Annotated in this window: 9 protein-coding genes and 1 pseudogene; 5 read left to right on the plus strand and 5 right to left on the minus strand. The window is 39.9% G+C overall.

Annotated features, from left to right (window positions below):
• Positions 1-15 precede the first annotated feature (15 nt).
• Genes IEV91_RS00905 through IEV91_RS00915 form a run of 3 tightly spaced genes read right to left on the minus strand, consistent with a single transcriptional unit; the run spans position 16 to position 1,889 of the window.
• Positions 16-705, minus strand: coding sequence for an ATP-binding cassette domain-containing protein (locus IEV91_RS00905; protein ID WP_188495121.1), 690 nt, complete (start codon positions 703-705; stop codon positions 16-18).
• Entirely contained in the window at positions 702-1,085 is a 384-nt protein-coding gene (locus tag IEV91_RS00910; protein ID WP_188495123.1) for a GntR family transcriptional regulator, read from the minus strand. Before IEV91_RS00910 ends, IEV91_RS00905 begins: the two co-directional genes overlap by 4 nt.
• 3 nt (positions 1,086-1,088) lie before the next feature.
• Positions 1,089-1,889, minus strand: a complete 801-nt coding sequence (locus IEV91_RS00915; RefSeq protein WP_188495125.1) for a hypothetical protein — start codon at positions 1,887-1,889, stop codon at positions 1,089-1,091.
• 239 nt (positions 1,890-2,128) lie between these two features.
• Here IEV91_RS00915 and IEV91_RS00920 point away from each other — a divergent pair, with 239 nt between their 5' ends.
• From IEV91_RS00920 to IEV91_RS00935, 4 genes are all read left to right on the plus strand, one after another.
• Entirely contained in the window at positions 2,129-2,689 is a 561-nt protein-coding gene (locus tag IEV91_RS00920; protein WP_188495454.1) for a DJ-1/PfpI family protein, read from the plus strand.
• A 382-nt stretch (positions 2,690-3,071) separates the two neighbouring features.
• Positions 3,072-3,860 (plus strand): class I SAM-dependent methyltransferase, encoded by a 789-nt coding sequence (locus IEV91_RS00925; RefSeq protein WP_188495127.1) that lies wholly within the window; start codon positions 3,072-3,074, stop codon positions 3,858-3,860.
• Between the two features lie 231 nt (positions 3,861-4,091).
• Complete coding sequence (locus tag IEV91_RS00930) at positions 4,092-6,017, plus strand: ATP-dependent DNA helicase (RefSeq protein WP_188495129.1); 1,926 nt, start codon at positions 4,092-4,094, stop codon at positions 6,015-6,017.
• A 496-nt stretch (positions 6,018-6,513) separates the two neighbouring features.
• Entirely contained in the window at positions 6,514-6,792 is a 279-nt protein-coding gene (locus tag IEV91_RS00935) for a hypothetical protein (protein ID WP_188495132.1), read from the plus strand.
• 224 nt (positions 6,793-7,016) lie between these two features.
• Here IEV91_RS00935 and IEV91_RS00940 read toward each other — a convergent pair whose 3' ends face one another.
• Together IEV91_RS00940 and IEV91_RS00945 are read right to left on the minus strand one after the other, a co-directional pair.
• Positions 7,017-7,631, minus strand: a complete 615-nt coding sequence (locus tag IEV91_RS00940) for a TetR/AcrR family transcriptional regulator (protein WP_229745353.1) — start codon at positions 7,629-7,631, stop codon at positions 7,017-7,019.
• Positions 7,597-8,871 (minus strand): annotated as a pseudogene (locus IEV91_RS00945) (MFS transporter). Before IEV91_RS00945 ends, IEV91_RS00940 begins: the two are co-directional and overlap by 35 nt.
• Before the next feature lie 530 nt (positions 8,872-9,401).
• Here IEV91_RS00945 and IEV91_RS00955 point away from each other — a divergent pair.
• Positions 9,402-12,713 carry an immune inhibitor A domain-containing protein gene (locus IEV91_RS00955; protein WP_188495138.1) on the plus strand — a complete coding sequence of 1,104 codons (3,312 nt, stop codon included), beginning with the start codon at positions 9,402-9,404 and terminating at the stop codon, positions 12,711-12,713.
• The last annotated feature ends 117 nt before the right edge of the window (positions 12,714-12,830 follow it).

The raw sequence follows: 12,830 nt of genomic DNA on the forward strand, positions 1-12,830 counted from the left end.
ACCTTGTTCAAAGGTTCATTCATAAATTCTTGTCATCCATTCAACAATGTTCATGTTTTGTTCAATCCGCAGATCATCTACGTTATACTGACCGGCAATTTCGCCGTCTTTAATGGCAATGACCTCATCGAGCAAAGTTTCAACTTCTTTAATTTCGTGAGTTGTAATGATAACGACTTGATGTTCGAGATCGATAAAGGAAATAAGACCTTTGACGATCGAATCACGGACCATTGGATCGAGCCCAGAGAGGGGTTCATCCATAAGAATAACGGGAACCTCTCGAGCAAGAGTCAGTAGAATCTTTAGCCGCCCGCGATTCCCTTTAGATAAATGCTTCACCTTACTTTCAGAATCCAGCTTCATGAATTGACGAATATCTTCAGCCTTTTCATGATTAAAGTCAGGAAACTGGGAACCGAAAAAGTCGATGGTTTGTTGAACCGTATAAAAGCCATAATACTCATCCAGTTCAGAGAGGTAGGAGACCTTAGAGGCAATGCGGCGATCAACAGGTATATCTTCTACCTTAATAGTGCCTTTAGTCGGTTGGATGAGACCGGCAATCAGTTTTAGTGTTGTTGACTTACCACTACCATTGGAGCCAATAAGTCCATAAATTTTACCCGTTTCTAAATGGAGATTAATGCCTCTGAGCGCTGTTGTTTTTAAATAACGCTTTGTCACGTGATCAAGTGTTATCATTCCGACTCACTTCCTTCGATCTGAGATAAAAAGACTTCTAAACCATTAACGATTTCGCTTTCGGAATAGCCCATGGCTTTCATGCTTTCCACAAAGTGTGAGATTTCTTCTTGCTTGAGTTGCTCGCGCATGTCTTGAAGAATCTTTTGATTTTCAGTTACGAACGTTCCTTGTCCTCTTTTAGACTCCACGATTTTCATCCCTTCAAGCTCCCGGTAAGTACGCTGGACCGTATTAGGATTTACTCCTGATTGGATGCCCATTTCACGAACAGAAGGCAGTTTATCACCGGGTTTTAATTCGCCTCGTAAGATTTGACGGTTGATGCGCTCGACAAGCTGTAAGTAAATAGGTGTCGACGAATCAAAGATTTCAGTCATGGTCTACACCTCGATTTTCTTATCTAAAATCCAACTGGAAATCAAAAATAGGATGATCACAATGATCGCTTCAAACACATAACTCCCCAAATAAAAGGCGGTCGTATCTGCTGGAATGTGACTGCCTGGATCTAATGAAAAGTTAAAGTTGAATCCTGAAACAATATCAACAATAGAGATCCTTCCCCAATGAGTGAGGACGTCATAAACATGCGTTTTAGCAAGTAAATTCTCTAGATAGACGAGTAAGCAGAACAAGGCTAACGAGATAATGAAGCTTATTAAGCCACCAAGTCGTCGAGACAGCATCCGATAAATCACCCATAAGAAAATGAACCAAATGCAAAAATCTAGAGCTAAAAGATAGATATTGATGAGAGAAAAAAGTCCTGTGCTAATAATGTTTGGCCAAGTGAAGACGTCAAATATCTCCCTAAAATCGTTTTGGAAATTCAATCCGATGAATACGACCACACAGCATAAAAACAATGTGATGGTCATGGCCATCAAGCCACTGACTAATTTTGCTAATAAAAGGCTATAACCCGGGAGTGGGTTATGTAACCAGAGATGCAATTTTTTTCTTTCCTTCTGTAAGCTGTCAAACATGTAACAAATTAAGTAAAAAACATGTATAGGGATAAGGATTAAAGCAGCTATAATCGCAGGTTCAGTTCCCTGACCGTGTTTGATACCAAAATATCCTGCTAGCCCTACAATGACCACAAAAGCAATAATTGTGAATAACATTGCGGGCATACCTAATCGAAATTCCTTTTTAAATAAATGCCACCAAGCATCCATCCAAGTGACCTCCTCGAAATGTTTTCCTTTTGTATGTGTGAATTAGTGTACTAATAGAATAGTACACTAGAACAATTTTACTGTCAACACTCCATTTCTCGTTTTGATTGGCATACATCGGCTTCAAAAGGGAGGAGCTTGCGATCGTGAAGAAAGGCCATCAATCGTTTTTTTATCATTACTTTTCTGGCGTCTTCACACATAAATTTAAAGTAAAACAGTTTAAAGGAGTGGTGATTGTGACAAAGAAAGTGTTGTTGATCACAGGTGATGCTGTCGAGGCTTTAGAAGTATATTACCCTTATTTTCGCTTATTGGAGGCAGGCTACGACGCGGTGCTTGCTTCACCACAAAAGAAAGTGTTAAATACAGTCATTCATGATTTTGTGGGCTGGGATACATATACAGAGCGACAAGGATATCTTCTAGAGTCGCATGTGGCCTTTAAAGATGTCGATCCCACTGAATATGATGGTCTAATGATTCCTGGAGGACGTGCGCCAGAGTACATTCGATTAGACGAATGTGTTCAAGATATTGTTCAACACTTTTTAGACAATGACAAACCAGTGGGAGCCATTTGCCATGCTGTTCTGATACTGGCAGCTTTAAAAGATCAATCTTATTTTCAAGGGAAAACGATGACGGCCTACACTGCCTGTAAGCCGGATGTTGAATCGCTTGGTGCCACGTATGGAGAAAAGACACTGCATGTTGATGGCCAGCTTGTCTCTGGTCATGCCTGGCCAGATCTTCCAGGTTTTATGCGTGAATTTATTCACTTGCTTGAAAAAGAATAAAGATTGTGAAAGCAGGGGGGCAAAACAAAATAATGGGGACTGATACCGAACAATCAGAGATGTCGTCGGAAATGGAGCGCTTAGTCAAATAGGGGGACTCAAAAAATCGTAAGAACGACGATTTTTTCTTCGAAGATTATTCTCTTAGTCCAGCGGGAACAGGAATGAGCGTGATTTCACGAGTCAATTTCGAGTTGTTTTTATGAGTGAAATAATTTTGTACCAACCTCTTTCCTCTTTTTAATAGTGAAGCGAAATTCCGTAATAACAAAGACTTTACTATGGTGTATAGGATAATAAATACTTATCTATTTTCATAAAAAAAATTAAATATACTTATTTCTAAATTGGTTTTATGCTAGGGGGGAAGGAGGGGAATCACATGTCGATTGACTTTTTTGATGAAAATAACCGAATGACTTATGCGAAAAGACCTGTTGATCACCACTGGTCAGAAATAATGAAACAACTTGTGCCTATCCAAGGGAAAAGGGTTGCTGATATTGGCTGCGGTGGGGGGATATATTCAAAACAATTGGTAGCAATGGGGGCAGCCAGCGTTATAGCGATTGATTTTTCTGAGGAAATGCTAAAAGGAGCAGCTCAGAATGGTTTAGACACTGATAAAATAAAACTTCATCAAGGGAGGGCTCAAGAAACGGGCTTAGAAAATTCTATTGTGGATGTCATTCTTGAGCGTGCGCTAATTCATCATCTTAATTATTCGGAACTTTTTTCCTCGGCTAAGGAAGCTTATCGCTTATTAACATCTGGTGGGGGACTCCTTATCCAAGATCGTACTCCTGAAGATTGCCTTATAAAAGGAAGTCCAGAACATATTAGAGGTTATATTTTTGAAAAATACCCAGAGCTAGCGCAAAAAGAAATCGCAAGACGACACGATTCAAGGACTGTGACACAAATATTGGAGCAATCTGGTTTTATCGATATAAAACAAAGGTCATTCTGGGAGGTACGTAACGTTTACCCGACGTTCAAAGAGTTGGAGGATAATCTCCTCCAAAGAGTGGGCCGTTCGATATTGTATGAATTAGAGGATCAGCAATTAAAACACCTCGTGAGTTTCATAAAAGCAGAAATTCAAAAAGGGGATGAGCAACCTATTATTGAAAAAGATCGCTGGACTGTATGGGTGGCAAAAAAGGCTTAGCTCTTGAAGTCCTTGGCTCTAATTCAGTTGGAGTGGTGAGCGAACGCGCGTTTTCAGGACGAGTGATAAATGCTTGCAGGGTTATTCTTTGAATGATATATTATTGGGATGATTGGTTGACTTGAATTTATGTTAGGGAGGATGCCTCTGATCAAGGCGTCCTCCTTTTTCCGAATAGGATTAACAAAAGAAAAGCAATGAAAATTCACAAGAACAGGAGAAATGGATTGTATGACAAGCCAGTTGCCATTTACCATCTCAAAAACCGAAAACTTTTTTGAGCGTCTAGGGGATTACATAGGGGATGTTTTTTATGATATCTTACCTGAAAAAGGTTATGAACTTCGTGACGAGCAAATATATATGGCTTATCAAATTGAGCAAGCTTTTAAGGAGAAATCCACCATCTTTGCAGAAGCGGGCGTTGGAACAGGAAAAACCTTTGTCTATCTTCTTTATGCGATTTGCTACGCGCGATACAAAGGAAAACCCGCTATTATTTCCTGTGCCGATGAAACGCTGATTGAACAATTGGTAAAAGAAGACGGAGATATTGAAAAACTAGAAAGCGCATTGGGTTTATCTATAGATGTTCGATTAGCAAAGGCCAGAGAGCAGTACGTTTGCGTACGAAAGCTTGATGCTTTAGCGAATCAAACTGATGATCCCGATATCCTGCGCGTTCACGATGAGATCCCCGAATTTGTCTTTGATCAAGGAATTTCTATGAATCGATTTGAAAAGTACGGGGATCGCAAAGAATATCCATGGGTGTCTAATGAAAAATGGGAGCAAATTGGATGGGATCCCCTTCAACAATGTTCAACCTGTGAATGGCGAAATCGTAGTGGACAAACCCTAAATAGACAATATTATCGTCATGCCACGGATCTCATTATTTGTTCCCATGATTTTTACATGGAGCATGTTTGGACCAAGGAATCAAGAAAGCGGGAGGGGCAAATGCCTTTATTACCAGAGGCGAGCTGTGTTGTTTTTGATGAGGGTCATTTATTAGAATTTGCTGCTCAAAAGGCCATGACCTATCGTTTTCATTCAGAAACATTAACAAACATTTTAACAGGCTATATGAACCAAGAGGTGAGAGAAGAGACGCTCTACTTAATTGAGGATATTATTACGCTCAATGAGGAATGGTTCAAGGGTCTGGAGGATGCCGCAGAGGCAATTGAGGGTTCCATTCGTAAACATGTTGAGTTTTCAAAGGCTTTGCTTAATACAGCAGAGAAGATTCATAAAAAGGTCCAATTATTATTGGATCAATTAGTATTTGATGCTGAACTTTTTACTATCGATGACTATCACGTCAAGATTATCGAGGAATATTTGGAGTTTTTTTCATATGGTCTTTCGATCATCCTTACAGAAGATGAAGGTATTTTCTGGCTTGAGGAAACGGAGAATGATACTGTTTTAGTCATTATGCCGAGATTAGTGGAAGATATTTTGAAAAAAGAGGTCTTTTCTCAGGACATTCCTTTTATCTTTTCATCAGCTACATTATCACAGGCCGGCGACTTTTCCTATATTGCCAAATCCCTTGGTATCGAACAGTACAAGGCGTTTTCTGTCAATTCTCCGTTTGATTATGAAAAGCAAATGAGCATTGTAGGTCATACGCAAAAATCGGAACAGGAGAAATGGATGGATATTGGTGAATCACTGCAAAAAAATAATGGCAGTACCCTTGTTCTCTTTTCTACAAAGGAGGAAATGGACAGGTTTAGGCAGTGGTCGCTTCAACATTCATGGGATTTCTCACTGTTATTTGAAGGCGATAAGGAAATCAGTCAATTGATTAAAACTTTCCAACGTCATCAGTCTGATGTTCTCTGCTCCTATCATTTGTGGGAAGGGCTCGATATTCCAGGACCATCCTTAACACAGGTTATCATTGCATCATTACCTTTTCCACCTAAGGATCCTGTCTTCGAAGCCAAACGTAAGCATGTTAAGAACCCAATTGAAGAAATTGATGCTCCTTATATGTTTTTACGTGTACGTCAAGGGATTGGCCGACTCATAAGAAGTCATGGAGATGAAGGTATCATTCATATTTGGATGACGGAAGAGGAGAAGCATACGTATAGTCATGAACTCAAGAAAGTATTGCCCGTTGCTCTAAACGAAGAGTGATTCAAGATATGAATTTTGAAATAGACTCAGAAAGCTATAGCTCAACCCTTTCAGGAATGATTTCTGGAAGGGTTTTTTACATCGTCAGAATTTATGACGCGTGGAAAATCTTATGAGAACAACTTTGGCTTACCACATTAAGGCCAGGTGATAAGCCAAGTTTTCTAAAAGAATAAGAAAGTATAAGCGATCTCTGATTAGGACTTGGCGGAATCCAATTTTTTCTTAATGCCCTTAACTTGTCCATGAAAAATTTCTGCGAAAAGCATGAAAACTAGTGGTGATTCGACAAAAACACCCCGTTCAGAAATCATGATATGTATGGGAAAATATAAACAGATAAAGTGAAACTTCATTCAGTTTGAGGCGTGTGTCGATTGTAAGTTGACCTTTGCCGGGGAGTTGATCCCCACTACTACCCCATCGTAGGTTTGAGTGGGGGATCTTACCGCACGGTTTATGCGGGATAACATAGAAAAAGGAGTTTAAAACTAACATGAAAAACATCGTATCTTTTAATTTCCCTATTCGTGATTTTACACTTGAAAAGCTCATCGACTTTTATTTTATATGCAGTAGCTCTGATCAAAATGTCTATTTATATAAGGACGGTAAAACCTGTCGGATTAGAAGGATGACGGAATTGATTGCTTTTACTTTAACCTCTGAGGAAGATTGTGTCCTTATTGTGGTAGAAGGTGAACAGGCCAAGCGAACGATGAAGCACTTAATCCAAAGTTTATACGTTAATCGTCGGGGGATCCAAGTAATTTAAGCTGTTGGGCTTTTATCCTACATAAAGTCTTAAACGAGTCTCTCCTTTGAAACTATATGCGTGAGAAATACAATCTATTATTAAAGGATAAGCCCTTTTATAAAAATAATAAAAAATGTGGAGAAGCCAGAAGTTGCTCTCCACATTTTTTAAGATCATGGTGTTGATTTACTCGGAAAATGTCACGTTCACGGGCAATCTTTTGCCCGCTTTTTTTATTTTCCTTATACATCTTTAGCGTTAACACCTAACGCGGTCTGAAGATATAATTTTAATCCTTCCAATTGTCCATTAATTACAGAGGTATCGTCATCTATAGAGGCATGAAGCATAAGTCCATCTGTAATATTAAACATAAAGAATGTAATCGTTTTTAGAGGCTGCAGTGGCGAAAATTCTCCTCGGTCCACCCCTTTTTGTAAGAAGTCAGTGAACGCCGTTATCGATTCTTGTGATTTATTCAACATGAATCTTCGATGGCGTTCATTTCTCCATGAGGTGACGCTATACTCATAAGCAACCATTCCAAATCGCACATCATATTGGCTTGTATTATCAATATAGTAATGATGAAGATAGGTCAGAAGAGCTTCCCACACTGTACCATTTTGATCAAGAAGATGCTCGAGCTGATGCGGCAATTGTTTAAGATGGCGGTCATGAATCGCCTCAAACATGTTTTCAGTATTGGAAAAATATTGATAAACACCGCCTCGGCTCATTTGTGTTTCTTCAACGACATCCTTCATTGTTGTCGGCTCAAATCCTTTTCTTTTAAACACTCTTTCTGCAGCATCCAGAATTTCATCCTTGCGCTTTTGAATGTGTTCCTGAGTCACTTTCGGCAATCTGATCTCCACCTTCAAATCTGCTACGACCAATATAAACGATTATCCCAACAAGAACAAGCAAAGACCCTGCGAGTATAAAAGTGAAGATGGCGCCGAATAATTCAGAAATGACACCACCACTGACCATCCCGATGACTGCTGCTAGTGTGGTAATGCTACCAATCGTTCCAAAAACACGACCCGTAAAATGATTCGGTGTTGTTTTTTGAGCCAACACATTAAATTGAATAAAGCCAATAGCACAGAAAAAGCCAACAATTATTCCGAGCAATGGATAGCTGATCATAACGATAATGACTGGAAGATGAATGAAAGAAGCACAGAGAATATAACCAATGCCTACGACACCAGAGGCAAGAGCCAGTGGTAATAAGGGTGAATGAAAGACCTTTTTGTTAAGATAAATGGCTGCTAACGCCATGCCTAAGCCACTTCCAGCCATTAACCAACCGAGTAGCATGATCGGTTGATTGGGGATTTCTCGCATTAAAATAGCGAACTGTGAATCACAGATTTGTAGAACAAGAATCATCGCACTCAGAATGACGAGTCCTGTTATTATCTTCGGTTGTTTCTTTATAAAGGAAAACCCTTCATTAAATTGAGCCCAAAATCCAGGCTTTCTCTCTGACTCTTTTTCTACATTATCGCTTGTTTCTATCCGCATTTTCCCTGGGATAAAGAATAAGAGCACCGCAGAAAGGATAAAAGACAAGCTATCAATATAAAAGGACCATTCAATCCCGATTGTTGACACAAAGATACCACTAATCGTAGGGCCAAGGACTTTGGCGCCATTATTAATGAGTTCACTCGTAGCTACTGCTGGTTGAATGAGGTCGTCGCCGACAAGCTCTCTAAGCTTTCCTTCTTTTGCAGGTTCAAATAAAGAGGAAAAAATAGTGGATAAACAGAGAAGAATGTAGACGTGCCAAAGTTACGTTGAAAAGACAATGCCAATCATGACAAGTGCTCTTAAAACATCAGTCGCAATCATAAGAATCTTCCTATTGAAGCGATCGGCAATGACACCGGAAAAGGATCCAAAGAAAATATTGGGAACAGCCAAACAAAGCATCGCAATGGATAAGGCGAGTGGGGAAGCCTCCCACTTGATCGCTAAGAGGGCCATTAATGCCAGAATGGTCAGCCAATCCCCTAAATTTGAAATCGTTTGCGCAGAAATTAGGGTGACATAACCTTTATTTTTTAAGAGTTGACGATTCACTTAATCTGCCTCCTTATTCACAAAATGACAAACGTGTCATTTTTATTATAGTGACACTTCTGTCATTTTTCAAGTTTTTTTAAAAATTTTATTATTAAGCATACTCGTCCTTGATTAGAAAACCTTCACAGTGACCATGCTCCTTTAGTTTATTAAAAAATCTAACCATTGGATTCCACCGATCGCTCGGATCTCTGTCCGTCTATAGACTGATTGTAGCCAAAGCTCGAGTGTATTTTATGGCTGAAAGAGGTGACGGAGTCTATCAACCGCATAACATTTTGTCGAATGATAGCCAGTATACTAATAAAACACCGGGATTCAACAAAGAAGCCTGTCGATTATTTGTCGAAATTTAAGAACATTTGATGAATTGAAAAAATATAAAGGAATCATTGATGAATTGTTGAATTTTATATAAAGAGATTTAGGCAATCACTTTTTATATATCAGGTGCTAAATCTATTAAACTTGTAATTTCAGGGGAGGGATGGCAAGTTTAACGTTTTATAAATAAGGGAGGGGTAGTATTGGTCGATTGGAAAAAAGTTATAGGTACTTCTGTGTTATCTGCTGGTCTTATTTTTAGTGCTTTTGCCCCCTTAGCTTCTGCAGAATCACCAACAGGAGCTGAGGCTAAAGTATCAACCGCTGGAAAGGGGTCAAATTTATTACCAGCCATAGAAGAGCATACGGGAAGTCCTTTTGATTTAGGACTAGTGAATGAGGAAAAGGTTAAGAAATTGTTGATAAGAGAAGGTATTGTTGATAAAAATGCCTCTAATCAGAAGCAAGATCAACAAATGAGAAATTATCTTAATGAGCGTCAAAAGAAGACGCTTGGAAATGCTAAAAAACAAAAGACTTTGAAGAAGACGATTGATCCGATGAAAAAGTCGACGAAGTTTGCAAAGGATACTCAAAATAAAGTAGTGAAGAGTACTCAAAAGAAAGCAGAAACTGTCGACCCGATAAAACAGGAAAATTGGAATGGACAGACAAGAAAAGATAAGGTCTTGGTACTGCTTATGGAGTTTCCAGATAACGCCCATAATAAGATTACAGACAAAGATGATCCGATCTTAAAGTATGATGATTTCAATAAACAACACTATCAAAATATGATTTTTGGAAAAAATGGCTATACAGGCCCTGATGGCCAGGATTTTATCTCTGTTAAAAAGTTTTACGATCAACAATCTGGTAACAGCTACACAATTGATGGTAACGTCGCCGGTTGGTATATGGCGGATCATCCTGCGGCTTACTATGGGGGGAATGATCCAGCGACAGGAAGTGATGGTAACCCTCGAGAATTGATTTACGAGGCACTGACCAAAGCGGCTGCAGATAAATCGATCAGCTTGAGTGATTATGATCAAGAGGATCCCGATGATTGGGACGGTGATGATAATACACGTGAGCCTGATGGTATTATCGATCATTTAATGGTTATTCATTCTGGCGTCGGTGAAGAAGCCGGTGGTGGTAGACTTGGTGCTGACGCGATTTGGTCTCACAGCTGGGATTTAGGGGGTTATGTGCCGATTCCGGGAACTCATTCTGACACAACGAAAGAACGATTCCCTGGCCAAGGAGTCGATCAGCTTTTAGGGTATAAATATACAGTTGAGCCAGAAGATGGTGCAGCAGGTGTTTTTGCTCATGAATATGGTCATAATCTAGGGCTGCCTGATGATTATGATACCAATTATACCCACGATAGTGTGGGGGCACCAACAGCTTACTGGACCATTATGGCTTCTGGAAGCTGGGGCGGTAAAATACCAGGTACTGAGCCTACGGGATTCGGAGCCAAGGATAAAGAATTCCTGCAAAGTACAATGCCAAAGTCTAATTGGTTTCATGATACAGAATACGATCTAGAAGCCCTTCAAAAGGGAACGCAAGTCATTGATCTAGATGAAGCCAGTGTCAAAGGGACAAATGCAGATGGCATTAGAATTAATCTCCCTGATAAACAGACAAAGATTAACCAACCGACAAGTGGAACCTATGAATACTTTAGTGGCAGCCAAAATAATGTTGACAATAGGATGACGACGTCAGAAACAATTGATCTCTCCTCGGCTAATAGCGCAGAGCTTCAGTTTAAGACGTGGTATAGTATCGAACAAGACTTTGACTATGCGTATGTCGGGGTTTCAGAAGATAATGGTAAAAATTGGACGAACATTGCAGGAAATATTACCACAACCGCTGATCCTAACGTAGCCAACTTGGGAAATGGGATAACCGGTGAATCTAATGGCTGGAAAGACGCCACCTTTGATCTCTCAGCATATAGTGGCAAAAAAATAATGTTAAGATTTGAATATGTTGGTGATCCGTATGTTGCCCAAGCAGGCTTTTATGTGGATGATATTGCCATTAAGGCAGATGGAAAGGCAATCTTTAACGACGATGCGGAATCCAGTGATCCGCCATTTGTATTCGAAGGATTTTCACAGGATAAAGGCATTAAGTACACCGAACAATATTATCTTGTAGAATGGCGTAATTATGCAGGGGCCGACACAGCCTTAGAGCACCTCAATTTTGGCGATCAACTGATGAACTATGATCCGGGTATGGTTGTTTGGTATGTGGATAATAACTTTGATGACAACTGGGTCGGAGACCATCCAGGTGATGGCTTCTTAGGTGTTGTGGATGCCCATCAAAAAGCGATGCAATGGAAGGATACGAATATCCATGATGGGGTTGATAACTATGGACCGGCATCGACTCAGTATCAAGTGGCAGATGCAGCCTTCTCATTGAATAAAACGGCGAAGAAAGTTTTAGATTTAAGAGAGGACTACGGAAGAATATTAAAATTTGCACCACAAACAGCGGTGGCAACTTTTGATGATTCTCGTGATTATAGTGATCCAGGACAAATTTATGCCGGAAGAAATATCCCCAGCTATGGTTTGAAAATCCATGTCCTGGGTCAAGCAGATGATCTGTCAGTAGGACGCCTTGCTCTTCATGTGGGTGATGTGGATGCCTTAACAGTCGAGCCATTAAAAACAACCGTGTATTCTAGCCAACAAGGGCATAACCAAATTGATCTCATGGGCTCAGTCCATGATGATGGTCATGGGGAAAGTGTGTCATTAACTTATGCATTAGTCAATGCTGATGGTAAAACGGTGCTTTCCGAAACTGAAAATATGGTGGGATTATATCAGACTTTTGAGCATGTCTTGACTATTCCGAAGGATCTAAAGTCTGATAAATACACGATAAAAGTCACGTCAACAGATGCAAAGGATCACACAACCTCATCTAAGCCATTGACGATTACCGTTGATAATACCGCACCAGTGATCACCTTGAAAGGAGATAACCCATTAGAATGGGAAAAAGGCAAAGCTTTCAAGGATCCAGGGTTTAAAGCATCGGATAATGTTGATGGAAACTTACAGAAGGACGTAAAGGTTTCAGGGCAGGTTGATGTTGAAAAAACAGGGGAATATACTTTAACCTATTCGGTTACAGATAAAGTAGGCAATACATCCTCTGTGAAACGGAACGTCGAAGTTTTGGCAAAAGCAGTTGGGGATACAGGGAACACCGGTGGTAATGGTGACGATAATGGTGATACAAATGGTACAGGACACTCAGGAAATAATGGTCACAGCAATAATGATCAGTCAGGAAATGTAAGTAATGATCATCATTCAGGGACGATTTCTACGAGTGACTCTGCCGGGGCGGGAAATCTACCTAATACAGCCACACATATGTTCAATTGGTTGCTTATTGGTGCTCTTATGGTCGCTGTGGGCCTAACCGCTTTAATTTTACAAAGACGTAAAAAGCGAATCATTTAATCTTTTCGCATTGTAGTCATTAGAAAACTTGGCATTCGTCAAGCCTTAATGGCAATGCCAAAGTTGTCCTTAAAAGGTCTTCCGTTAAGTTATACGCTGACGTTATAAAAAAGCAGT

This window comes from Pullulanibacillus pueri (assembly GCF_014639255.1).
GTDB classification, from domain to species: domain Bacteria; phylum Bacillota; class Bacilli; order Bacillales; family Sporolactobacillaceae; genus Pullulanibacillus; species Pullulanibacillus pueri.